This is a genomic window from Roseateles noduli, assembly GCF_050626985.1.
Taxonomy (GTDB): Bacteria; Pseudomonadota; Gammaproteobacteria; order Burkholderiales; family Burkholderiaceae_C; genus Roseateles; species Roseateles noduli_A.
Window position 1 is genome coordinate 6,477,644 of sequence record NZ_CP192463.1, and the last position, 24,729, is coordinate 6,502,372.

The following is a 24,729-nucleotide window of genomic DNA, read 5'->3' on the forward strand; positions in this document are numbered from 1 at the left end:
GCGAACCTCCCGCATCATTCCGGCCCCACGGGATCTCGCTGACTGCGATTCCGTGGCACCCCACGAACGGGCACACCGCGAGCGCTGCTGGGGCCGGAATGGTGCTGGGGGTTCCCGGAGGGATGCCCCCTGCACCGTGGAGTGCCCGCGCTTGGCCTCCCGCACGCGCAACGCAACCACCGGTCCCGGGCGCCGCGCCTCCGCCATGACTCGTCGACGGGTGCCCGGGCCGATGGAGCGTTTCTCTGATCAGGCCGCCAGTCGCAGGTCCGGGCGGACCTCGGTGAACGTCGAGGGGCGCAGCGGCTGCGCCAGGCGCAGCAGGTGACCCGGCTCGCTCAGGAAGCGCATGCGATCGGCATTCGACATCGTGTCGAGCGCGCCCGGTTGCGCCGTCAGTTCGCTGATGCGATGCCCACGCACCTTGGCGCGCGTGCCCTGGCCGACGTCGCGGCGACCCATCGCCTCGGCCGCCAGCGCGGTCAGGCGGCGGCTCGCCAGCAGGTCGGCGAAGCCGGGGAGATGACGCTCCTGGCGACCATAGGCCCAGGCATTGCGCAGCACCGTCGGCGTGCGGCTTTCCTCCGGGATCACCAGCAGGCCGGCGCGGCGCATGCGTTCGCCCAGACGGGAGCGGCTCGACAGCACCGTGATCGGCGCGGCCAGCAGCAGCGGCAGGGCGATCGGCGCGATCCAGACCAGCGTCGACGGGCTCAGCGCGCCGATCAGTGCCGTGAGAACCAGCGTCACCGCGCTGATTCGGCCATAGGCGGCGAAGGCCTCGCGCCAGGACACGTCCTCGGCGGCCCGCGGCGGGGACTTCCAGTCCAGCGAGATGCCCGTCAGCGCGACCACGCAGAAGATCGAGTGGGCGACCATCCGCAGCGGCGCCTGCAGCAGCGACATGCCGGCCTCGGTGGCGCAGGAGGCCACCAGCTTCACCGAGCCGCCGTATTGCGACTGCTCGCCGCGCAGGATCAGCGCGGCCACCGACAGCAGACGCGGCAGGACCAGCATGCCGATCGTGCCGAACCACAGCGCGGCCACGCCCGGGGCCAGCGAGCCGTCTTCCAGGAAGGGCTGGAAGGCCTCGCTGCCGCCGACGTTCCAGAGCAGCACGCCCAGGCCCACGTACAGCAGCCACAGCGGCGCGGCCAGGTAGGACAGCGCGCCGGTGACCAGCATCGCGCGATGCACGCCGTGCAGGCCGGGCTCGGCGATCAGGCCGGCGTTCTGGATGTTGCCCTGGCACCAGCGGCGGTCGCGCTGCAGCTCGGCCAGCAGGTGCGGCGGCTGTTGCTCATAGCTGCCCGGCAGGTCCGCCACCAGCCACACCTGGTAGCCGGCGCGGCGCATCAGCGCGGCCTCGACGAAGTCGTGGGACATGATGTCCTTGCCGCGCAGCGGGGCCAGGGCGCAATGCTTCATGAAGGGCTCGACGCGGATGATCGCGTTGTGACCCCAGTAGTGGGCCTCGCCCAGCTGCCAGAACTGCATGCCGGCGGCGAACAGGCGACCCGTCACGCGGCTCGCGAACTGCTGCGCGCGGGCATGCGGCGTGTCGTGACCGCAGACCTGGTTGGCGGCCTGCAGGATGCCGGCGCGCGGATGCTTCTCCATCAGACGGACCAGGCCCAGCAGGCAGTCGCCGCTCATCACGCTGTCGGCGTCCAGCACCACCATGTAGCGGTAGTTGCGGCCCCAGCGGCGGCAGAAGTCGGCGACGTTGCCGGCCTTCTTCTTCACCCGGCGCTGGCGCCAGCGGTAATGGATGCGGCCGCGGCCGGCGAACTGCGCGCGCAGCTCGGCCCAGGCGGCCAGCTCCTGCGTGCGGCGCTCGGGGTCGCTGCTGTCGGACAGGATGTAGACGTCGAACAGGCGCAGCGCGCCCGCCGCCGCGAGCGACTCGCAGCTGGCGCGCAGGCCGGCGAAGACGGTGGTCACGTCCTCGTTGCAGATCGGCATGATGAGCGCGGTGCGCGCGTCGGCGCCGAGCGCGTCATTGCCGGCGTCCTTGATGCTGATGGCGTGCCGGTCACCGCGCAGCATGACCCAGAAGCCCATCACCGCGGTGACGCAGCCGGCGCTGACCCAGGCGAACAGCAGCGCGAACAGCGCCAGGTGCACGCATTGCAGCGCGAAGGCCCACGGATCGGAGGCCCAGCCGTTGTGCGTGCGCCAGAGCACGCTGGTCGCCAGCGCGGTAGCGCCGAGGATCGACAGCTTCAGCGCGTTGCGGCGGTTCTTCGCGGCGGTCTCCCAGGCCTCGGGAGGCTGGGCCGCGGGCAGCGACTCGACCGGCGGCGTGCGCTGGCCCCAGGCGCGGGGCACCATCGCGCCGCGCTTGATCGCCGGGGCGCTCGGTCCGACGGGACCCGGCGCGGAAGCCGCCTGATGCAGGGTGCCGGTGGGCAGGGATGCGGTCATGTCGTGCTCCTTCACTGGGGAGGAAGAATCAGGCTCCAGGTCTCGGTGAGGACCTGTTGCTTTGTCTGGAGGAAGCCGCGCAGCTCGGTCGACTGACCGGGGCGGAGCTGCTTGATGCGGACGGCCATGCGCCAGCCGCCGGTGACCGGGTTCGGATAGGCGTTGACCTCGGTGACCTCGCCGTTGCCGTTCGTGCTCGCGATGGCCTTGACCTCGGCGCCGGCGGGCAGCGCGGCGAGCGACGGGCCTTCGAAGTCGACGATGAACTGCTGCTCGTTCTTGTCCAGCTTGGCGTAGCTGTAGCCGGTGCGCGTCTGCACGGCCCAGGCGCCGGGCGGGCGTTGCTGCTGCTCGCCCTGCAGGTGCAGGCGGTACGAGTAGTCCAGCGGCTGGCCCGGGGCCGGCTGCTTCGCCGGCACCCAGTAGGCGACGATGTTGTCGTGGGTCTCGTCGGGGGTGTGCAGGGACATCAGCTCCACGCGGCCCGGACCCCAGTCGCTGGTCGGCTCGACCCAGGCGGAGGGGCGCATCTCGTAGCGGGCTTCGGTGTCCTCGTAGTTGGAGAACTTGCGGTCGCGCTGCATCAGGCCGAAGCCCTTCACGCCGGGCAGCGTGAACGAGGTCGTCAGCGTGCCGTTCGGGTTGATCAGCGGACGCCAGATCCATTCGCCGCTCGCGCTGGCGACCATCAGGCCGTCGCTGTCGTGGACCTCGGGCCGGAAGTCGCCCTTCTGCGGCTGGTTCTCGCCGAACAGGTACATGCTGGTCAGCGGCGCCAGCGCCAGCGTCGCGACGGGCGAGCGCAGGAACAGCCGCGCGCGCGTCTCGACGACCGTCTCGGCGCCCGGCTTGATCACGAAGGTGTAGGCGCCGCTGGCGCGCTGCGAGTCCATCAGCGCATGCACGGTCAGCGTCTTCGCGTGGGCCGTGGGGCGCTCGATCCAGAACTCGCTGAAGCGCGGGAATTCCTCGCCCTTGCCGCCGACGGTGTCGATGGCCAGGCCGCGCGCCGACAGGCCGTAATGCTGGTTGGCGCCGAGCACGCGGAAGTAGCTCGCGCCCAGGAAGACGGCCAGCTCGTCCTTGTACTTGTCGTTGTTGAGCGCGTAATGCGCGCGGAAGCCGGCGTAACCGACGTCGCCCCACTTCTGCGGCGACAGCTGGCTGTTCTTGCCGTAGTCGAAGTCCTCGCGCTTGAAGGGGACAGGTCTTGCCTGGCCGCCGACGATCTCGTTGATGCGCACGGCCTGGGTCTGGTAGTGGCCCAGGTGGAAGAACATCAGCTCGAAGGGCAGCTTCTCCTCGCGCCACAGCGCGCGCGCCGGCTTGAAACGGATGTCGCGCATCTGGTCGTAGTTGAGCTTCTTCAACTCGACCGGCAGCGAATCCGGCGGCGCGACGTAGGGCTTGGCGGCGAGCGCCTTGGCGCGCTCGGCCACCTCGTCGAAGCCGAAGGCGTGCGCCGCGACGGAGGCCGCCAGCAGCGCCGCGCCGACCGCGAGACCGAGAACCGACCCCATCCACCGACGCTGGTCGGCCTGGAGGCGGGCACTGGCCGCCTGGATGAGGACCCGAGAGGAGGGGGAGTGAATATTTCTCATGTGACAGACCTACTGCAAGGCCTGTGCCACATGGGAATTCCGTTATGAATCAACGACTTGCGTCGTTGGTGCGGTGCCGCACACGGGAATTTCTGTCGCCGTGAGGCGACGGGATTGCCGCCTCTTCTTCCAAGTCGTTGATTTGAAAGGGATTTTCTTGTCGCTAATCGGCGACAGGCCCGTCGGCGCGGAACATCGACGGCTCCAGTCCGTTGCGCTGCAGCAAGCGGTAGAACTCGGTCCGGTTGCGGTCGGCGAGCCGCGCAGCATCGGCGACATTGCCGTCGGTGAGCTTGAGCAGGCCCATCAGGTACTCGCGTTCGAAGCGCTGTCGCGCCTCGGCGTAAGGAAGTACTTCAATGCTGGGCAGGCGCAGCGCGCGCTGCACCAGCGAGAGCGGGATCAGCGGCGACGTGGCCAGCGCGCTGACCTGCTCCACGACGTTGTGGAGCTGGCGCACGTTGCCCGGCCAGGTGGCCATCGTCAGCGCCTTCAGCGCGTCGGGGGCGAAGCCGTTGACGCGCTTGTCGTACTTGGCCGCGAGCTTCTGCAGGAAGTGCTGCGCCAGCAGCGGGATGTCCTCGCGGCGTTCGTCCAGTGTGGGCAGCGTCAGGCTGACGACGTTGAGGCGGTAGTAGAGGTCCTCGCGGAACTGGCCCTCGGCCAGCGCGGCCTCGAGGTCGCGGTGGGTCGCGGACAGGATGCGCACGTCGATCGGCACCGAGGCGCTGGCGCCGACCGGGCGCACCTGGTGTTCCTGCAGCACGCGCAGCAGCTTGACCTGCAGCGGCAGCGGCATGTCGCCGATCTCGTCGAGCAGCAGCGTGCCGCCGTCGGCGGCCTGGAACAGGCCGCGGTGGTTCGCGAGCGCGCCGGTGAAGGCGCCCTTCACGTGGCCGAAGAGCTCGGACTCCAGCAGCGGCTCCGGGATCGCGCCGCAGTTGACGGCGACGAAGGGCCGCTTCGCGCGCGGGCTGGCCGCGTGGATCGCGCGGGCGAGCAGCTCCTTGCCGCTGCCGCTCTCGCCGCGGATCAAGATCGGCGCCTGCGAGGCCGAGACCAGGCGGGCCTCGGCCAGCACCTCGGCCATCACGTTGGAGCGGCTGACGATGGACTCGCGCCAGGCCTGGTCGGGGCTGTCGTCCTGGTGGACGGCGGTGAGGGTCAGGGCTTGCGCGATGGTGTCGAGCAGCGCGCGGCCGTCGAAGGGCTTGGTCAGGTAGGTGTAGACGCCCTGCGCGGTCGCGGCGACGGCGTCGGGGATGGTGCCGTGCGCGGTCAGCAGGATGACGGGCAGGGCGGGGTGGCGTTCGCGGATCGTGTTGAACAGCGCCAGGCCGTCCATGCCGGGCAGCTGCACGTCGCTGAGCACCAGCGCGGGCCGCTGCACGTCCAGTTGCGCGAGCGCGGCCTCGGCGCTGCCGACGGCGGTGACGTCGTAGCCGGCGGCCTCCAGCCGCATCGACAGCAGCTTGAGCAGGTCGGCGTCGTCGTCGACGATCAGCAGGCGCGCGCCGCCGCTCATGGGTGCCCCTCGTCCGCGGCACGCCGCGGCCGGTCCACCGAGGGGAGGCGAGCCTGCCTGGGACGGCCCTGCGCGGCGCTCATGGCTTGTCCAACGCCGAGCGCGGCCCGCCGAGGCTGCGTTCGATGGCCTTCAGCGCCTCGAGCTTGCGGTTCGCCTCGTCGAGGCGGCGCTGCAGGTCGTCGCGGGCCAGGCGGGTCTTGTCGAGTTCGCCTTCCATGCGGCGCTGCTCGGCGACGCGGTCGACGAGGAACTGCGCCATCGGGCGCCATTCGTCGGCCTCGGGACGCGCGTCGCGCAAGACCTGGTCGAGCAGCGTCTGGGCGCGGAAGGTCTCGCCGTTGGCATGGCTGAACATCAGCGCGAGCGCGAGCTGCACGGCGTTGCCGGGCGGCAGCGCGCCGTCGTCGCGCGGGGCGACTTCCTGCGCGAGCTCGAGCGGGCTCATCTGGCGCAGCCGGTCGTTGAGGTTGAGCACGATGCGCGCCGCGTTGTCCGTGGGCGCGACGACGGGCACCTGCACCGGCACCTGCACGCGCACTTCCTTGACGATGGTCCGGGGCGGCTGCTGCGCGCAGCCGGCGGCCACGATCGTCGACAGGCCCACGGCGAAGCAGGCGGCAAGGCGGACGGCGACGGGCGCGGACCCGCGCGGGCCGGCCGGCGCGGCGCGGGCCGTCAGGCGTTGGTGGACTTGAGGAACCGGGGCGTGTGGGCGCATGGCAGCGTGATTCTGAAATGGGCGCCCTGGTCGGCGGGCAGCAGGTCGATGTGACCACCGTGGGCGGCGATGTATTCGGTGACGATGGACAGGCCGATGCCCGTGCCCTTCAGGGCGTCGTCGGGCTGGCGTTCGCCGCGGTAGAAGGGCTCGAAGATCCGGGCCTGGTCCGCCGGCGCGACGCCCGGTCCGTCGTCCCGCAGGTCGATGGTGAGCTGGCCGCCCTGGCGCGCGAGGTCGATGTCGACGTGGCCGCCGGGCGGGGCGAAGCGTATCGCATTGGAGAGGAGGTTGCCGACGGCGGCCGCGATCTTGGCCGGGTCGACGTCCGCCTCCAACGGTCCGCCGTTGAGCGAGAGATGCAATCCGCGTGCCTGCCATTGCAGCCGCTGGTGGTCGATCGTGCCCTGGATCAGGGACATGAGCTCGGTGCGCTGCGGCTTGAGGTCGCGCGCCTCGAAGGCGGCGGCGTTGAAGCGCAGCAGGTCCTCGATCTGGCGCTGCAGCACGGCGGTGTTGTCGCGCAGGATGCGGGTCACTTCCTTCTGCTTGTCGTTGAGCGGTCCGGCGACCTCGTCCTCCAGCAGCGCCGTGCCTTCGCGCAGCGCGGCCAGCGGGGTCTTGAGCTCGTGCGAGACGTGCCGCAGGAAACGCGCCTTGTCGGCATCGAGTTCCGCCAGCCGCAGCCGCAGCCAGTCCAGGCGCTGGCCGATCACGCGCAGGTCGGCGGGGCCGCGGATCTCGATGCGGTCGTCCAGGCGGTTCTCGCCCAGGCCCTTGATGGCGCGGGCGAGGTGGCGCAGCGGACGGGTCAGGAAGATCCCGAACACCAGCGACAGCAGCGCCGCGACGCCGATCGCGCCCAGCACCTGCTGGCCGAGCAGCACGCGGCCGTTCTCGAGCTTGTCCTGGAGCACGCGGTTGCTGGTCTCGGCGTGCTTGCGGACGTCCTCGGCCAGGCCGCCGGTCTGGCCGCCGAGCTCGCGGAAGCGCGTCATCAGGTCGGTCTCGCGCTTGCGCGGATTGGCGCCGCGGGGCGTGTCCATCAGCGCGCGGATCTCGTCGAGCTTGGTCTTCCAGGCGTCCAGCGGCGCGGGGGTCAGGCCTTGCGCGCGCAGCAGGCCGAGCAGCCGCTCGGCGTCGTCGGCGTCCTCCTCGAAGCGCTGGCGCAGCACGTGGTCCTCCAGGACGGCGTACTGCCGCGCGGCGCGTTCCATGCTGACGCCGCGGTCGCCGAGCTGCTGCACCTCGCTGCTCATGCGCGCGGCGCGCACGACGGCCTCGCGGCTCTGCACGGTCAGCCGCTCGAGCGTCAGCAGGCCGCCCAGCGACGCGGCGGCGAGCAGGCCGGCGATCGACAGGAAGCCGATCAGCAGCATCTGGCGGAAGGAAATGCGGTTGAGCATCGGGCGGCAGTGTAGTGGGCCGGTCTGAGGCCCGGTCTGAGGTCCGGTTTGCGGATGCGCGGGTTCGCCGTCGGCAACCGTCGGCGAACACGACAACCGGACGACGGGGGTTGTCACTGAAGCGCCGTTCAGATTTCCTGCGACAGCTTTCATGACTTCCCAAACGCACCCCTCCGCTCCGTCGACTGCTGCCCTCGACGCGCCGTCTCCCCTTCCCCAGCAGGAAGGCGTTACGCCGTCGCTCACCGGCGCCACGGCGTGGACGCCACCGATGCGACGCCACCTCGGCCGCAAGACGGAAGCGTTGATCCGCGCGGCGGGCACGGAGCCGCATCGGCTCGAAGCCCGGGCGAACCAGGGTCTGCTCGACCTGCTCTCGCAGGATCTGGAGCGGGTGCTTCCGAAGTTCGCGGGCGGCAGCGGCCTCGAATCGACGGCCGTCGATCGCTCGGTCGCCGCGCTCTGGAACGTCCTGACCCTCGATGCGGATGTGAAGGCGGACGCTTCTCCGGAGGTCGCGACGCGGTCGGCCATCGCGGACATGACGTCGAGGACGAAGTCGAATTCCAGGTCCAAGCCGGACATGCCGATCGCGGCGCAGATGGAAGCGCAGTTGCGCCAAGCGGGCGAAATCCTCGTCGAGGCGCTCCGCGACGTGGATCCACGCAAGCTCTACGACGCTTACCTGAAGGTCGAGTCGGCTTTCAGGATGACGCGCCACCAGTTCAGGGCGCTCGTGATGCTGCGCAGCGAGGCCCCGGGATGGTTCGCGGCGGAACCTGAACTCGAGCTCGTCGATCGAGCGGCACTGCAGGTCGGACGCGCGGTGCGACGGGACAAGGCCGCATGGCTCGTCGCCATGTCTGACGCGCTGGAAATGCTGGCCACCGCCCCGGGCGTCGATCGCGCGAGGCTGGAGTCGGCGCGCGTGATGTCTCAGGTGTTCAGGGCGGCCATTCTGCGCGAACCGTTCATGATCGACGCCGGAGCCGTCACGGCCATGGCCGCCTCGACGGCGGACGTGGACCGGTCCCGGCTCGACGCGCTGCGGTCGGTCTATCCGATGCTGCAACGGCTGGCCAGGCGTGGCCTGTCGAAGGCACCGCGCTTCGTTTCCGACTTCAACCGGCCAGGGTGGAGCGAACTCCCTGGCAGCCGATTGATGTTCACGGACGCGGACATCCTGGGCACGCTGTCGGCGCCGTTGTCGCCGCCGCTGCCGATGAGACCGGATGCGCCGGTCGATCCGAAGACCCCCCTGCGCGCGTTCTGGGCCGATCAGGGGACCGTGTCGCAGAGACTCGATCGCGCCAAGGGGCGCATCGTCGTTGAACGTGGCGCCGCCGGGGGCATCGGCGCGTTCAAGTCGATCGTGCGATTCGATCCTCTGCCCGACAAGGGCTCCGCCGAAGCGCGCGCGAATCAGAATCGTCAGATCCGGCTGCTCGACGACTTCGTGCGAGCGCATTTCACGCCGGACATCGTCGATCCGTCGGTCGTCTTCCCTCCGGAGATGCAACTGGACGGAGACAGGATCCTGGCGGGAAAACTGGTCGTCGCCACCCGGACAGGGGGACGCTGGTCCGCCGATGCCGCCGCCATCAACCAGGCCCTCACCGTGCTGGCCTCGCACGATGTCGCCGGGTCCTTTGCAGACATGCAGTCGCGCGTGGCCCGGAGGCGCCCTTCTCGAGATCCCGCCTTGCCCCGTCTGCGCCTCATCCTGCAGTTGGAACCCGACGGGCGCGGCGAAGTCGACATGCAGGGCACTGCCGCGGCGTTGATCGCGAAGCACCCGGGAGAGTCGGTCCACGTCCAGCTCAATCGCGCCCACGGTGTGCGGGTCGTGTCCGGCGAGGAACTCCTCGGCGATCTGGCGAAGGACGGCACCGTCAAGCTGGAGATCGTCGGTCACGGCGGCCGGCGAGGTCGAGGGGCGCAAGCGGCGCTCTCCGGCTACTCGCCCAAGGCGCTGGCTCAGCGGGTGCGCAAGGCACTCTGGGAGCTGCGACTGCCCACCGGGCTGGTCGACCAGATCACCCTGGACGCCTGCGTCCTTGCCACCCCGGTCCTCCCGCATGATTACGGCAGCGAGTTCCTCCGCGCGGCGCACGGCGAGCGCCTGCTCAGCCCCGGCGTCACGACGCTGACCGCCTATGCCCATGCGCTCCGGGTGGCGACGGGCGGATCGCGCGAAATGCAGTCCTACATGGGCGGCCCGTACGAAACGCACGCCCCGGAAGGGACCTTCGTGTACGAGTTCGATCCGGCCACGCGGCAGGTCACCCGGCGCGACAAGTTCCCCCCCGAGGTTGAACCGATCGGCGGACCGTCGATGCCGCCGGGCGATCGGACGGACGGCGCCGCCGACCAGGGGTCGCGTCGGCTCCCGGTCCTCAAGGACGACTGGGACGGGCTGCCTGATACCGGGGCGCGCTTCATGCACCGGACCAACCCGTACGACAACGGGCCGTCCGGCATCGAGGCGGAAGGGGCCTTGCTCCTGTTGACGCAGCGATGGAAGGCGTCGTGGGCGACCGGGGCGTCGTCCACCACGATCCCCCTCTGCCCACCGGCGCTGGTGGAGGCAGCCCGGCAGATCCTCGGACCGAAGCGGGACGTGACCCGTTCGGGGCCTTCGCATGCGCGGCTGCTGGAAGAGGCTTCTTCGGCGCTCGCGCGAGGGCTCTGGGAAGCCGATCCTGAACAACTCCATCGGGCGTACGACGTCATCCGGCAGATCGTCGGGAAGAGCCATCCGGAGACGTACGCCATCGGCACGACGTCCGAACAGTACGTCAATCTGCTGCCCGATGAGATGTTGAGCGGCACCGACGTGAGTGCCAAGGTGGATCCTGAATCCGTCAAATACGCGTTCTCATCGCACAAACCGAAGAGTGCGAAGCTGTCGAGCGTCACCGCCTTCTTCCTCCAGGCTGTGCAGGCCGTGAACGAACGGATCCGTGACTTGGCATCGTCGGGAGAGTTTCCGGCCGATGCTGCCGGACCCGGCGTGCGGGGGCAGCTGTCCCACCTGATCGAGGAGGTCCTCCGAGCCGCCATGGCCGGACACACGCTCAGGGTCAACGCGGAGACCATCGAGGCGCTGACCGGCTCCTCGGCACCCCGTGATCAGGCGCGTCTGGAGGCGTTCTGGAAGGTCTTTCCAGACGCGCAATGGGCAGCCGGGCAGGGCGCGTTGGCGCCGCCGGCGATCATGTCCTGGAAGGATGGCGCGGTGGTGTCCAGTGCCGCCGGACCCGATGGCCAGCCGGTCCGGCGTGAGCCACCGCTCATCGACGACCGCGAGCCCTGGAAGATCTTTGCGATGCGCTCTTCCGAAGCAGATCAGATCCTGGATCGCGGCAAGGGGACGCCCACGCTCGCACTGACCGACGCGCGCGCACCGTATACCAAGACCATCCGGTTCGAACCCTGGCAAGCGGAGGACGGAGAAGCTGCGCGAATGCGCCAGGACGAGACGCTCCGTTCGATGGAGGCGTTCGCCGTCGCTCACTTCGACGGTACCTGGAACCTGCCCGACCACCTTGTCATGGAGGCCGGACGCATCAGGGCCGGGCGCCTGACACTGGCCGAGCATTCCCCTGCGGGCTGGCGCCTCGATCGAGCGGCAGTCCGGGAAGCCATCTCCTCCTTCGGCACGTACTGGATCACGGAGGAACCTGCGCTGTCGGAATGGTCGTTGCCCGGCAAGTCGCCGGGTGTCACGCGAACGGCAGGGATCCTGGACGAGTTGCGCATCGTCCTTCAGGTCCAGGCGGACGACGCCAGCCAGGCATTGGGCACCGCGCTGGCCAACAAGGCGCCCGCCTTCACGATCTGGATTCAACGCGGCCCCTCCGGGGAGTCGCGCATCGTTCACGGCGAGGCGCTCGCGCAGCTTGTCGGACCCGAAACGTCCATCAAGCTGATGATCGCCGGTCACGGATTCCGGGTGTGGAACGACGGTGGAACCATCACCGTGGGCAACCACGGCCCGACGGCGTTGTCGCGACTGGCCACGGACACCTTGCGCGGGTACGGGATACACCGGCCGGCGGATCATGTCGTCCTGTTTTCCTGCGCTCTGGAATCCCTGGCAGCCGATACCGGCTTTGCCGAGCCGTTTCTTCGCAGTGCCTACGGCGACGGGCTGGTGACCCCCTCGGCGTCCGTGACCGCCTACAGGCACTTGATGTACGTCCCCGAGAGACACCGGCGGCGCACCTCGTCGCCGTTCAGGGGCGCGGAGAGACGCCATCGCGCGCCCGATGTGACGCTGATCTATCAGCGGCATGCGGAGACCGGAGAAATCACGGTCCGGGACAAGTATCCGGCGATGCCGGTCCCAGCCTTGGCGCTGGGGCTGGGGCTGGGGCTGGGGCGGGGAGAGGTCGATGATCTTTCACCGGAACATCAGCGATCGGCCCTGTCGTTCGACGGTGCCGATGACGTCGACGTCGCCCCGGAGCGAGCACGCGGGATTCCCCAGGCCGGTCAGGCCGGCAAGCTGTTCGAGCTGTTCTCGACGCTGAAGGGCACGTTGAAGAAGGTGCCGATCGACGCGACGCAGGAACTCCAGGCCGTGCTCCTCGGCGAGACGCCCGATGCGATCGCGACGGCGGTCCTGCGCCGCCTGGGGGACCTGGGCGCCGAGCAGCCGCAGGCGGACGCCGACCTCCTGCCGCGCGCCGCGCGGTTGATCGCCGACGGCCTCTGGCGACAGGACCCGGACCTGCTGCACGACGGGTTCGTCGCGCTCTCCCGTGCGTACGACCCTTTCCCGCAGGCGCCTGGTCACTGGCAGGTCGACGATCGCCCGATGGGTGTCGTCGATCGAGGGCGCATGCCGTCGGTGCTGCTGTCGCGCTCCCCCAGGACCCTGGCACTCCCGATCGAGGAATTCGCGTTCATGGAAAGCGTGGACGCCGGCGTGCGCGCGCTGGACGGGGGGGCCGCCGGGACCGCGAACGATCCGGTCCGTCTTCAGCTGGGGCGACAGACCTTGGCCTTGCTGCAGGCCACGCTGAGCGGACGGCCGTTCACGGTCGATGCGGATCACCTGGATGCCCTGGCCGCGTCCGGAGAGGCCGCTGATCGCGCGCGACTGCGCGTCCTCGAGATCGTGCACGGCACGTCGATGAAGCTCGCCCGCAAGGGCGTCATGCCAGCGCCGGTCTACCTGACGGATTTCGCGCGGGAGCAATCCGACGCCGGATGGGCGCGCCATGAGGACGGCAGTCGCGTCCATCACGGTGATCTCCTGCCGGACCTGCTGGCGGGGCGTCGAGCGCAGATCACGCGAGCGCGGACCAACGGCAGCGCCGACTTCGACGAGCTTCATCCGCTGTCCCGCCTGTTCGCGTTCATGCCGGACGCGAAGCAGCAGCTTGACCGGGGCGCGGGCACGATCACGATCGTCTGGCCCAGGACCCCGGAGGGACCGCAGGCCGATTCGGTGCTGCGGTTCGCGGCGGCCGATGCCATGCCCGGCTCGCACAGCCAGCGCCTTCAGGAGGCCGAGATCCGCGCGATCGACGAGTTCCTCGTCGGCGCGTTCTTCGACTCGTCCGTGTCGTCGTTGAACGCCGTGCCCGGCGACTTGAGGTTCGACGGGATCGCGCTGACCGCCGGCCGCGCCACCCTTGCCGAGCGGAAGGACGGCGGGTGGGTGCCGGTCCATGAAGCGCTCCGCCAACATGGGTCGGCCGTGGGGCACGGCGGAGGTTCGGCGGATCGATCGAAGCCGGTGTCGTCGTGGGACTTCGATCTCCACGGCCTGCGCTGGCCGAAGGAAAGACTCCCGCGCGGAGGCGCTTCGAAGCTCCGCGTGCTGCTGCAGATGGAGGACGATCCGGTCATGCTCCGTTATGCGCGTCGGAGCATCGTCCGCCATCGGGATGAGGTGGTCTGGATCCAGGTGGACAGCGCCGGCAACCACGTGATCCGGTGGGGAGCGCGCCTGCTGCGGCAGGCCGCCGCCGATCTCCCCGTCAAGATCGAGATCACAGGCCATGGACGACATGACCTGGCGACACGGTCACAGGCCCTGTCGGGCTATCTCTCCACGACGCTGGTGGACAGGGTAGCCCAGGTGCTCGACCAGCTCCAGCTGAAGGGCCGGGCCGAACAGGTCACGCTGGTCTCCTGCGCGCTCGAGACGCCGTCGGTCCAGCACAGCTTCGGCGCCGAATTCCTGGATCATGCAATCCGCCAGGGCGTGATCCGCCCGGACGCCGCACTGGTCTCGTACAGCGAGCACTTGAAGATGCACCTGGAGGCCGGCGAAGAGGCGCGGTCCCGGTTCACGCGACGGTATCCGGGCGCGGACGAGACGACCCGTGCGCCCGACGTGACCTGGGTCTTCAAGAAGGACCCCGGCACGGGCGAGATCGTCCGGACCGACAAGTACCCCGCCGGGGAGGGCGATTCCTACGGACTGGCCGCCATCCAGACCGTCGAGCCGTCCGAGGTCCGGGATCTTCGACCGGGCGCGGCCGGCAGGCTCTCCGAGCTGTTCTCCACGCTGGCATCGACTCAAGCCAGGGGCGGCCTCATGACACTGACGGCCGGCGCTCCCGACGCCGTGGTCGAGAACACGCGGGCCAACCTGGCAGCGCTGTTCTCCCAACTGGACGACGACATCCCGGTCGGCGCCTTGCCCCCTGTGGCGAGCTTGATCGCCGACGGCGTCTGGCAGCGGGATCCAGAGAAGCTCCGCGCGGCCTACCTCCAGCTGTCCGACATCGGCGATCCCCTTGGCCGGGATGTTGCGGAGCTGTCCTGGAGCGGCCTCCCGACGGGTCTGGTCGAACGGGCGCGGATGCCGTCGCAGTTGCTCCAGCGCTTCGACCCGTCGATGGACGTCCCGCTTCACGACGCGGCCCTGCTCTTCGGTGTGCAAAGCGCGGTGAGCGCCATGGACAGGCTGCCCCTCGAGACCCGGCCCGATCCCGTCGGGCGGTCCTATGCGCGGCAGACCCTGGCGCTCCTGGAGGTCATGCTGAGCGAACGCCCGTTCGCCGTCGACGCGGACGCCGTGATCCGGATGTCCCTGTCGGACGACGCGAATGACCACGCGGCACTGGACGTCCTGGACGTCGTGCACGGCACGGCGATGCAACTGGCCCGCGGCCATTTGCTGCAGACGCCGATCTATCTGAGTGATGCCCCGGCCCCGGCCCCGGCCCCGGCCCCGGCCCCGGGCGTGGGATGGACCTCGTATCCTGATGGCAGCCGGGTCCATCGCGGCGATCTGCTGGCCAGCCTGCTGCCACAACGGCAGGCGAGGATGGCCTCGCTGCGGACCCCGATCGATGTCGGCGTGGACGAGTCGACCCCGTTGGCGCGCCTGGCCCGGTTCATGCCCCAGGCGACACAGACGCTCGACCGGGCGGCGGGGACGATACGGATCGTCTGGCCCGGGATGAAGGACGGCCCGCAGGCCGACTCGCTGCTGAGGTTCAGGCCGTCCGATGCCGGGAGCGGCCCGGAAAGCCGACGGCTGCAGGACGCCGACCTGCGGATGCTCGATGAGTTCATCGTCGCCGAGTTCGGCCACTCGCCTGGCCTGGTGCGCAATGGCGTGCCCGGCGAACTGACGATCCATGAGGACCGGGTGACGGCGGGGCGGTCCGTGCTCGCCGAACGCAAGGAGGGGCAGTGGCGGTGGGACGTCCCGGCGCTGCAGGAGCTTCACGGAATTCTGGACCCACGGGAGTTGCCGATCAGGGCATTGGAACCGGCCACGTCGTGGCGCCCCGCCGATGACGGCGCGCTGCCGGACATGCGCGGCGCCGGCGAAGGGGCCAGGTTGCTCGTCCACCTGCAGATGGAGGACGACCTCGTCATGTGGAAGGGCGCGCATCGGACCCTCCGCAGCCATCCCGACGAGACGGTGTGGATCCAGGTGGATCGGGCCGGCCATCACGTGATCCGGTACGGGAAGGACCTCCTGGAACGGGCCGACGCCGCCCTGCCCGTCAAGATCGAGATCAGCGGCCACGGCAGCCACGATCACGCCACGCGGACGCAGCAGTTGTCGGGCTACGGCGCCACGGCGCTGGCGGATCGGGTGGCCTCGGTGATCGAGGACATCGGGCTGACGTCGAGGGCAGGCAAGCTCACGCTCGTCTCTTGCGCGATCGAGACGCCGGTGCTGGCGGACAGCTTCGCCGACGCCTTCATGGCGGCGGCAATCGACAAGGGCATCCTTCGCAAGGACGCGACCATGGTGGCGTACGGCGAAGTGCTGACCCGCAAGCTCGAGCTCGAAGGGAAGGAGCCGTCCCGCAGGACTGTCAGGTATCCGGGGGGCGCGGCCACGAACCATGCGCGCGGCGTGACGTGGATGTTCAGGAAGGATCCCGACACGGGCCGGATCGAGCGGATCGACAAGTATCCGGACGGCGGGCCGGGAGCCGGGGCTGAGGCCGACGATGAGGACTGGGCGTGGAACCGCCTCGCGGAGCATCTGGACGACCGGCACGCGGGGACGCGGGCATCGGTGGCGGACGGACTTGCCGGTCGCGTGCTGCATGTGGACGGCATCGAGGTGCCGATGGACTTCCTGGCCACGCTGGGAGCGCAGATCGACGGCGAGCCTTTGACGCGAGATCTGCTGCGCGCGATCGCCGATCTGCCGGGCGATCCCGTGGCTCGCCTCAAGATCGATGCCGACCTCTTCGAGCAATGGGTGACGCTGCTGACCGACCGGCCCGACGCCGGGATCGCCGACCGGCTGCGCGCCATGGGCGAATGGATCGGCGCGCGGGAGACGCAGTCCGGCGCAGGATCGGCGTTCATCGACGAGCCCTCGCCGACGGCCCGTGAGATCGCGGACAGGTTGACGGCGGCCACGACCCCCGACGCCGATGGGATCTTCGCGAGCGATGCCGAGCTGCTCAAGGCGGCGCGCGGCGACGACGCCGCCCCCACCAGCCTGCTCGGCGACATCCTGCGGGACCTGTCGCCCGAGACGCGCGCGGGCTTCGACGACTGGCTGGCAAGGACCGGTCAGCGCATCGACGACGTGGCGGGCATGGCGCCGCCGAGGGGCTCCCACGCGGCGGACACGCCCATCGAGAAAGTCGCCAGGGAGATCGGCCGACGAGCCAGCAACGACGATGGCATCGACTTCGACAAGATGCAGGGCCTGAACAGGAGCAACTCGCTCGCCAGTCTCCAGGAGATCGGCGTGGTGACGGCCGACGGCCGCGGGCTGCGATTGGATCCAGGGCGGCTCCAGACGTTCATCGACAGGGGCGATGGGGTCAAGCTCACCCATGCGTATCTCGCGTTGCACAAGCTGCCCGACAAGGTCTATCGAACGCTGGTCGACGCGGCGCCGGACAGCGTCCGGCCCTTCATGACGCAGGCACGCGAGCGGCCGTCGGCGAGCCGGAAATCCGTGGCCGTCTTCGCCGACAAGCTGGACGGTGCGATCGACTATGTGGACACGCTGATGGGCATGTATCAGATCCTCTCCAGTTGGGATCAGATGACCCCTGCCGTGAAGGGCCTGAGCGTTACGCAAAGCCTGAGCCTCGTCGTGTCGCCACTGGCCATGATGGCCGGCAGGGCGTTGAGCAAGCTCTCTCCGGTCGTGCGCTCCGGGGTGCTGCGCGGGATCAGCGCGGGATTGGCGGGCGGCGCGGCCAATGTCGCCTTCGCCGCCGTCAACATGGCGTCATGTGTCCTGCAGTGGGAGGAATTCAATGCGAGCGGGCAGTCACTCGACAGCTATGCCGGCAAGTCCCTGATCGCCAGCACGGCCATGACGGCACTCTCCGCCGCCATCATGCTGACGAGCGCAATCATCGGTACGGCGGTGTTCGTGGCGGGCATGACTGGTGCGATCGTCAGCACCGCCCTCGCCGCAGCGTCGGCCATCATGAGCAAGGTGGCGGGTCCCATCGCGATCGTGATGCTCGTCGCCACTGCGGTGACCCAGGCCTCGCTCTGGTTCGACGCGTTCGGCCAGTACATCCGCGAGTCGACCACCGTGGGGGACAGCGTCCTGGCCGCATTCGCCAAGGCTTTCGGCTTCTCGACCGATGTCACGCTGCGGGCCGAGGTGGAGAAGGCCGCCCGCGATGCTGCGGCCCAGCTGTCCAGCGCGCTGAAGGGACAGTTCTCGGATTCCACGACCTTCGAGGCCGGACAACTGGCGAAACAGGGCTACGACAGGTTCATGGTGCCGGACACCACGCATCCGGTGCAGCACGTGGTCTTCGCCGATCATCAATCGAGTCAGAAGTTCAACTACGCCCTTCAGCCGAAGCCGGCAACGGCAGAGAAGTTTGGCGAGGTCGTCATGGCGCGCAAGCGGCCGGATCTCCCGCCGGGCACGGCCTGGCTGTCGATGGACAAGGTGCACATGGTGGACAGTCGGCTGTTTTCAACCAGCGACAGGCAAGATCGCCAACTGTTCCAGATAGGCAATCTGGCCAGGGGGGGCGCGGTGGTGGGCGGCGACAAGGCCGATGTCTTCCAGGTGAAGAAGACGAATCTGGGCTCAATCTGGGGGAACCAAGAGGCAGACCCGCTTCGCGACGAAGAGGACGAGATCCAGATCGATGCCGAGGGGGCTACTCTGGAGATATCGCCGGTGGCGCCGCGGCCCTTCAGTCCGATGAAGCTGAAGTACTGGGGCAGCGGTGAGACCCAGCTCGTCGGCATTCGTCGATTCGTGGTCCGCAACGCCGCCAAGGCCGAGGTGAGCGGCTCCGAGCAAGACGAACGGTTCGACATTTCGGCCAAGGACGCGGACATCCGTGGCAACGGAGGACGCAACACCTATCTGGTGCGCGACGGCAACAAGATCTTGTCGACATCGAGCGACGTGGCCATCTGGACGCGAGGCGTCAAGGACGCCAGCGTGGACCTGGGGGCAGACAGCAGGTCGAGTCTGCTGCTGAAGGTCCACGTGCCGTATGAGTCTCTGTCCTTGCGCCGCAGTGGGCAGGATCTGAACGTTCTCATCGGAGAGGAGTCGCTGAAGCTGAAGCGCTACTTCGACCGGCTCAAGTCGCCGCCCGCGACCTCTGCGTCGGAGACCGGCGCGGTGCGAGAGCCGTCGCGCCAACCCTCCGCGCCGGCGGTGGTGGTCGTCGACGCGTTCGGGACGGTCATCACCCTGATCAATCCCGAGGTGATCAAGGAGGAGGTCGCCCTCACGGAGCTCGACAAGCACGTGGTGTTCAGCACCGCGCTTCCCGCGTCGAGCAGGACACTCTCCGGCGACAACGCCTACAGCCGTTTCCACCTGTCTTCCGGTGCAGGTGACATCCGCGTCCTGCCAATGACGGGGCTGCCGATGGACCTCTCCCTGGACATTCCCGCGGAACGCCTGACGCAACTCGCGGAGGGCGAAGACCTGATCATCGTCGAGACGCCGCCGATCGATCCCGGCACCGATTTCGCTCCGTTGCGCTTGAGGTTGTCGGGGCAGCGGCGTTCCTCCATGGAGGTGGGGCCGGCGGGGATCACGGTGTGGGCGAAGGGCAAGGATCAGACGCCCGTCATCCTGGTGCTGCCGGGGCGTGGCGAACCGGTCGTCGATGGACCGGTCCGCTTTGACACCGGGCTCGAGGCGGTCAGCACTCCCGCGAAGGACAAGCCTGGGACGGCCTCGTCGAAGACCTCCGTTCCGAAGGCGATCCCAGGCCACGGCACGAACAAGGATGACGTGATCGACGCCTGGGACTTCCCGGACGGCACCGTCCTCCGCGGCGGCAGCGGTGCGGATACCTATCGGATCCGGGCGGGGCAGTCGGTCATCATCGACAACAGCGCGTCCGATGCGATGCTGGATGTCCTGGCGGTGGAGGTCGAGGGTCTTCCCGGCCTGTCGTTGCCGGACGATCGAGCCTCCGCGGCTCCGAACGATCTGGTGATCAAGCTGCGTTCGCTGCTGGAGGACATCCGGTTCTCGCGACTGGAGGACGATCTCCGGATCCACTTGGCCGGCGCCACGATCCTCATCCGCAGGCACGCGACGATGCCGCATGCGCGCCACCTGTCATTGGCCATCGCCGGCCAGCGCTATGCACTGCCCGTCATCCAGGATGGCGTCATGGTGCATCGACCCTCCGACACTGAAGGGACCGTGCTGGCAACGGCGCCCGGGACACACCTGATCCTCCCTTCCGACGATGCGCCGTGGAACTTCCGTCAACCGACGAGAACTGTCCGGCTGGGCAAGGTCGGCGCGTGGCGCAGGCACGGTGCGATGGCAGAGGCCATCATCGAGGGAGCCCGCCCTGCGACCGTCCTGCTGCAGGACTACTACCTCAACCCGGAGGGGTGGGCATTGTGGCGGTCCGATCCTTCGATGACTCTGGACCTCCCAGAAGTCGTCGAGCACGCCGACGCGCTTCCCCAATCGGTCAAGGACATTGGCCGTGCGGTCCGATTCGTCGGGTCTGCCAACCATTCGTCCGATGACGTCGTGGCCTATCTGAAGGCCCGCGGGATGCCGGGGAAGATCGCCACGGCGCTTCGCATCAACACCACAGACCAGTTGCGGCGCCTGCATGCGCTGCTGGCCGTTGCGCTCGACAGGAATGGCTGGAATCTGCCGACGACCTTCATCAACGACTACGCGTCGAGCGACCTGATGCCGTCTCCGTCCCAGGGACCCATGCTCAGGCATCTGGCGTCACGCCGCTCGCCGTGGGCCTATGACGAGCGGGTCCTGCGCCGCAACCTCGCCATGGCGCAGCTCGAGGTCTTCGAATCGTGGGGGGCGGCCCGTTTCCGGGAGCGGTGGGGGGAAGACGCTCTCGCGGCGCTGGACGACTTCATCCGTCTGCTGGATGGCGAGATGCCGTTGACACCGCCCGACCTGCCATTGCTGACGATGGTCCTCGAATTGAAAGGACGCCCGGCCGCCGTGGCTCGAGAACTGGCACTCGCGATGCTGGCCGCGAAGACCATGAATGACGAGTGGACGGCAGGCATGCTGCAGGCGGGTGTTGTCCATCACGGCGCCTTGCAACGCCTTTGGGAGGCCCGCGTGTCGCCGCGGGACGTGGCGCTTGGCAATGCGAATCGCCGGCATTACGAGGGGTCGGGAGATCGCTCGGCGTTGATCGCCGTCGAAACCTCGGAGTCCTTCAAAAGCGCGCCGGGCATTGCCTTCCAGTACACGTTGACGCGCTACCTCAAGCTCAACCCTGCGGGTACCGACTTTGAAAGAGCCGACGAGACGCCTCTGGCCGGCATTGAGTACGACCTTGTTCCCGGCATCATCGTCGACCAGAACGGTGAGTCACCGGACCCCGATGCGGCTTATGAGAAGTGGGAACGGACCTACCAAGAATTGAGGGCGAAGGAGCGGAAGAAGGCCGCCGCGTTCGACGAGAAGGCAAGAATACCGACCGTCGGAGGCGCTCCCTCGGGCGGGTCGCTCGTTGAAGCGATGATGATTGCCGAGAACATCCCTCCGCTCTCCTCCGTGGTGCGCCTCAAGCACCAAGGATTCGCCACCGTGCAGGAGCTCAAGATGGAAGCCGCCTGGGATGGGCGGTCCACGCCAGGGAATCTGGTCGACGGCTTCGAGGGGCATCACGAGGTCGCCGCGTGGCGACCGGCCGCGACAAAGCATCTGTTCAAGGGCGATCAAGGCAAGCCGCGCATCCTGTTGGATCCCGGCAAGTTCATCCAGTTCGACTTTGCGCACCCGATCGCGTTGGACAGTCTGACGCTGAGTTCCTCGTCGACGCTGGCGTCCCCCGTCTGGTCCGAGGTGCTTCATTCCAACCCTGAATGGGTGGTCGAGGCCCGGCGTCCTGGTGGGCAGTGGGTCCGTGTCTCTCCCACCTGGATCCTTCGCGACATCGAGCACGGTCAGCAGGAACGCATGACGAAGATCGACACGGGAGGCGTTCCCTACCGCCACTACCGCCTCACCGGAGTCAGCGGCGCGTTTCCGTTGGAAGCCTGGTTCGGCGAGGTCACCTTCACCACCGTCGACGCCGGCGCGAGCCCGCATGCCGTCGTCGATGTGCTGCGAAGCGCCGGCTTTGGTGACGAGGATGTCCGGTCCTTGTTCCTGCTTGGCCTGAGTACCGAAGCACAGGCCGCGCGGGCGATCGACCTGCGCCGCCACTTCGGCCGACTGCCGCTGCCCGTGCTCATGGACGACGTGCGCAGTCATGATGCTCTGAGCGAGGCGGAAATCAGGATCTTGAGCGAGGTGAAGCGCAGCACGAGCGATGCGGGGGGATGGTCTCCGCAGCGCCTGCTCAATGCGGTGCGGGTTCGCGCCGCGGAGCGACAGATTGATCTGCTCAACGCGCAGTTGCCGTTCTTCAATGCCGCCTCGATCGAGGACGATGAACATCGCCAGGTCGTGTCGCGGATCAAGGACGCCCTGGCGCTCAGGCGTGAGCCGTCCGCGGAGGAGGGCCATGGGGATGCGACCACCGGTGGCAAGACCGCTCATTTCTCCTTCGAATCCGCCCGGCTCCTTCTGGACGAGGTGCGCGAGACCCTTCAGGCGCGCCACGGAGAGGAGAAAGCCTTGCGCATGACCGTGCCGTGGTATGCCCAGGTGGCCGCGCTGGAGGCCGCTGCCGGCGACCAGACACTTCGTCTGCCGGTGCAGCCCCTGATGTCCCGCACAGACGTGGTCGTCCATGCCGTGATAGAGGACGCCCTTCCCCGATTGCAGGCCGCGATGGACGAGGGCCTGATCGCGGTGGCGATCGCATCGCGGTTGCCCCCTGTCGGCGAAGCGGCACCGTGGACGCCGCCCACGCTGCAAGGGAGGGCCAGGTACGTGTCCCCCGGAACAGACCTCGCGGCCGAGTACCGCGCGGGGCAGGCTGGCCTGCCCTTGCCGCGTCTGACGGCCGGCGGCTTCACCGGGTCGGATGCGAAAGCCTTGTTCGCCAGCGGCGTCCGGACGCTGGACCAGGTGACCCGTGCGATCGAATGGCGCAAGCTCTTCAAGCGCCTGTCCTGGAAGATCATTGCCGAGGATGTGCTTCACCGGCGCCCCCTCGATGACGAGCAGCGCAACCTGGCGAGCTACCTGGGCTCGCTGCCCGCGTGGGACCGTCGACCGGAGGCCGGCGTCACCGCCGTCCGCGACGGTTTCACGCCGGAGCAACGCACCGAGTTGATCGGTGGACTGCTGCCGGGCGGCATGCATCGGTTGATTCCGATGTCCATGCTCCTGCCGTTTGTGGCGGAGGCGAAGTCATGGCTGCATGAGGCTCAGAGCGCCGATCCGCGAAGCGCCATGTCGTCCGCGAACAGCTCGATCGCACTGCGCCTGGCTCAGGCCGCGGGCGGGTTCCACCGGGCGCTGCAGGACGCCGTCGAGCTCGCCGCCCAGGCGAAGTTGCGCCGCCTCGGAGAGGCGACGGTGGTCGAATCGTCGCCCTGGGCGCCGCAAGTGCTGCATGGTTTCGCCTCGCTGGCACCGACGGGAGGCGCCACGCCGGAGGCGTCCTTCGATGCGCCGCTCTACATCGTCCTTGCCGTCTACGAGCGCCTCCTCGAGGCGCTGGGAGGCAAGCTCCGGAAGCAGGGGCATGGCGAGGCGCAGGTGGCCGAGGCCCTGCGACCGAAGTATCTCGATCTGGCCGTGCTCCGCGCCGCCGCGAGTGGCCATCAGCTTCGGCTGCACGTGCCGCCGGGAGAGTCGACGCAGGAGCAGGCGTTCAAGACCATGCTCGAAGCGAGATTCCCGGCACTTCAAACTGCGAAGGAGAGGAAGCTCCTCGACGTGAAGATCGCCTCGTCGATGCCTCCCGCCGAAACGCTTGAACCGTGGACGATCGAGGCTGTGGACGGCAAGACCTGGCACTTGTCGCCGGACGTGCCGCTGGAGGCAGCGTGGGGCGGCGCCAAGGCGGCTCAGGCGATACCGCGACTGATGGCCGCAGGCTACGGCGAGGACGACGCGCAGGCGCTGCTTGACGGCGGCATCCGGACGGTGGAGCAGGTCGAGCGTGCGATTCAGCTGCGCGGCTTCTTCGGTGGTCTGCCGACCAGGGACGTGTTGCAGGACGTGCTGACCATTGCGCCCTTCAGCCCGCGGGAGCTCGATCTGGCGTGGCGTTTTGGCAAGCTGTCGCGGCATTACGAGGTCGACGCGCTGGGGCTCGTCCGCGGCGGCGTGGACGGGATCGCACCAGTGGTCCTGATCGCCAACGCAATGCCGTTTGCAGATTGGCGCTTCTACTTCGACGAGAAGACTGAAAGTGGCCTTCGCGAGCAGTTCCGCGACTGGCTGTCGGAGTGCCAGTCTCCGGAGTGGTCGTCCGACGATGCGTCCATCAGCACGCTCATTTCCAACGTGTACTTCGCGGTGAAGGGGGACCTGAGCGCGCTGACGGCGGCACTGGTCAGCGGCAGGCGACTGCAGCTGCGGCATCAGGGTCAGGCCACCGTGATCGACGCGGGCGACTGGGTGCCGGAGTCCGTGGCTCGCCATGCGAAGCTCGTCGCCGCCGACAAGCAGGTCAAGGGCGTCACGATGACGGCTTCGGACTACATCGTTCTCCAGGGTCTCAAGCGTCTCATCGATGCGGTCGGTTCCCTGCCCATCGAACCGCACGCCTACAGTGGCTTCCGCGCGATGCTCAACAGGTCCTATCTCCATCTGCAGGTGCTGCGCGCCGCCGCGCTGGGCCAGCGGGTCGACTTGCAGCCACCGGAGGTCGGTCCCCAGGGAGTCGGTGATCTCCAGGAGAGGGCGGGGTCGGTTCGCCGTTCGTTGGAAGAGCTCCAGTCGTCGGGACTGCTCAAGGCCAGCATCCTGGCCGATGTCTCCGCCGGAGCGACCGACGAGCCGTCCGTCTCCGATGCACCTGACGCTCAAGCTCAGGACGGGGACAGCACGCACGGTGCGGAGGATGCGGCGTCGGACCACGCCCATGGTGGCGACTCCGCGCGCCAGGCCAACCTGCTCAAGCAGGCCATGTCGTCGCAATCGCAGGTCGACTTCGGCGGGACTTCGTCCTTCGCGCTGCCGCGGATCCCATCCGCTCAGGCGCTGCTGTCCGCGCAAACGACCTGACGCAGCGACTGTCG

General features: G+C 68.6%; 6 protein-coding genes. 1 reads left to right on the forward strand and 5 read right to left on the reverse strand.

Going from position 1 to position 24,729, the window contains the following annotated elements; all coding sequences use genetic code 11:
* Positions 1-249: 249 nt before the first annotated feature.
* The 5 genes from mdoH to ACQ4L4_RS28310 form a co-directional block, all read right to left on the reverse strand.
* Positions 250-2,427 carry a glucans biosynthesis glucosyltransferase MdoH gene (gene mdoH, locus ACQ4L4_RS28290; protein ID WP_431102082.1) on the reverse strand — a complete coding sequence of 726 codons (2,178 nt, stop codon included), beginning with the start codon at positions 2,425-2,427 and terminating at the stop codon, positions 250-252.
* An 11-nt stretch (positions 2,428-2,438) separates the two neighbouring features.
* Positions 2,439-3,947 (reverse strand): glucan biosynthesis protein G, encoded by a 1,509-nt coding sequence (locus ACQ4L4_RS28295; RefSeq protein WP_431102083.1) that lies wholly within the window; start codon positions 3,945-3,947, stop codon positions 2,439-2,441.
* Positions 3,948-4,191: 244 nt separating this feature from the next.
* The gene (locus tag ACQ4L4_RS28300; RefSeq protein WP_431102084.1) at positions 4,192-5,553 is read right to left on the reverse strand and encodes a sigma 54-interacting transcriptional regulator; all 1,362 of its coding nucleotides are present in this window, start codon (positions 5,551-5,553) and stop codon (positions 4,192-4,194) included.
* Between the two features lie 79 nt (positions 5,554-5,632).
* On the reverse strand, positions 5,633-6,274 hold the full coding sequence (locus tag ACQ4L4_RS28305; protein ID WP_431102085.1) for a hypothetical protein: 642 nt from the start codon (positions 6,272-6,274) through the stop codon (positions 5,633-5,635).
* Positions 6,232-7,680, reverse strand: coding sequence for an ATP-binding protein (locus ACQ4L4_RS28310; protein ID WP_431102086.1), 1,449 nt, complete (start codon positions 7,678-7,680; stop codon positions 6,232-6,234). The genes ACQ4L4_RS28305 and ACQ4L4_RS28310 overlap by 43 nt, the downstream gene beginning before the upstream one ends.
* 271 nt (positions 7,681-7,951) lie before the next feature.
* Between ACQ4L4_RS28310 and ACQ4L4_RS28315 the strand changes: the two genes are divergently transcribed.
* Positions 7,952-24,715 carry a C80 family cysteine peptidase gene (locus ACQ4L4_RS28315; protein WP_431102088.1) on the forward strand — a complete coding sequence of 5,588 codons (16,764 nt, stop codon included), beginning with the start codon at positions 7,952-7,954 and terminating at the stop codon, positions 24,713-24,715.
* The last annotated feature ends 14 nt before the right edge of the window (positions 24,716-24,729 follow it).

Bases quoted from the DNA above. Each gene is read 5' to 3' on its own strand.
- ACQ4L4_RS28315 (WP_431102088.1), top strand. From the start codon at position 7,952: ATGCGACGCCACCTCGGCCGCAAGACGGAAGCGTTGATCCGCGCGGCG.
- ACQ4L4_RS28295 (WP_431102083.1), bottom strand. From the start codon at position 3,947: ATGGGGTCGGTTCTCGGTCTCGCGGTCGGCGCGGCGCTGCTGGCGGCC.
- ACQ4L4_RS28310 (WP_431102086.1), bottom strand. From the start codon at position 7,680: ATGCTCAACCGCATTTCCTTCCGCCAGATGCTGCTGATCGGCTTCCTG.
- mdoH (WP_431102082.1), bottom strand. From the start codon at position 2,427: ATGACCGCATCCCTGCCCACCGGCACCCTGCATCAGGCGGCTTCCGCG.
- ACQ4L4_RS28305 (WP_431102085.1), bottom strand. From the start codon at position 6,274: ATGCGCCCACACGCCCCGGTTCCTCAAGTCCACCAACGCCTGACGGCC.
- ACQ4L4_RS28300 (WP_431102084.1), bottom strand. From the start codon at position 5,553: ATGAGCGGCGGCGCGCGCCTGCTGATCGTCGACGACGACGCCGACCTG.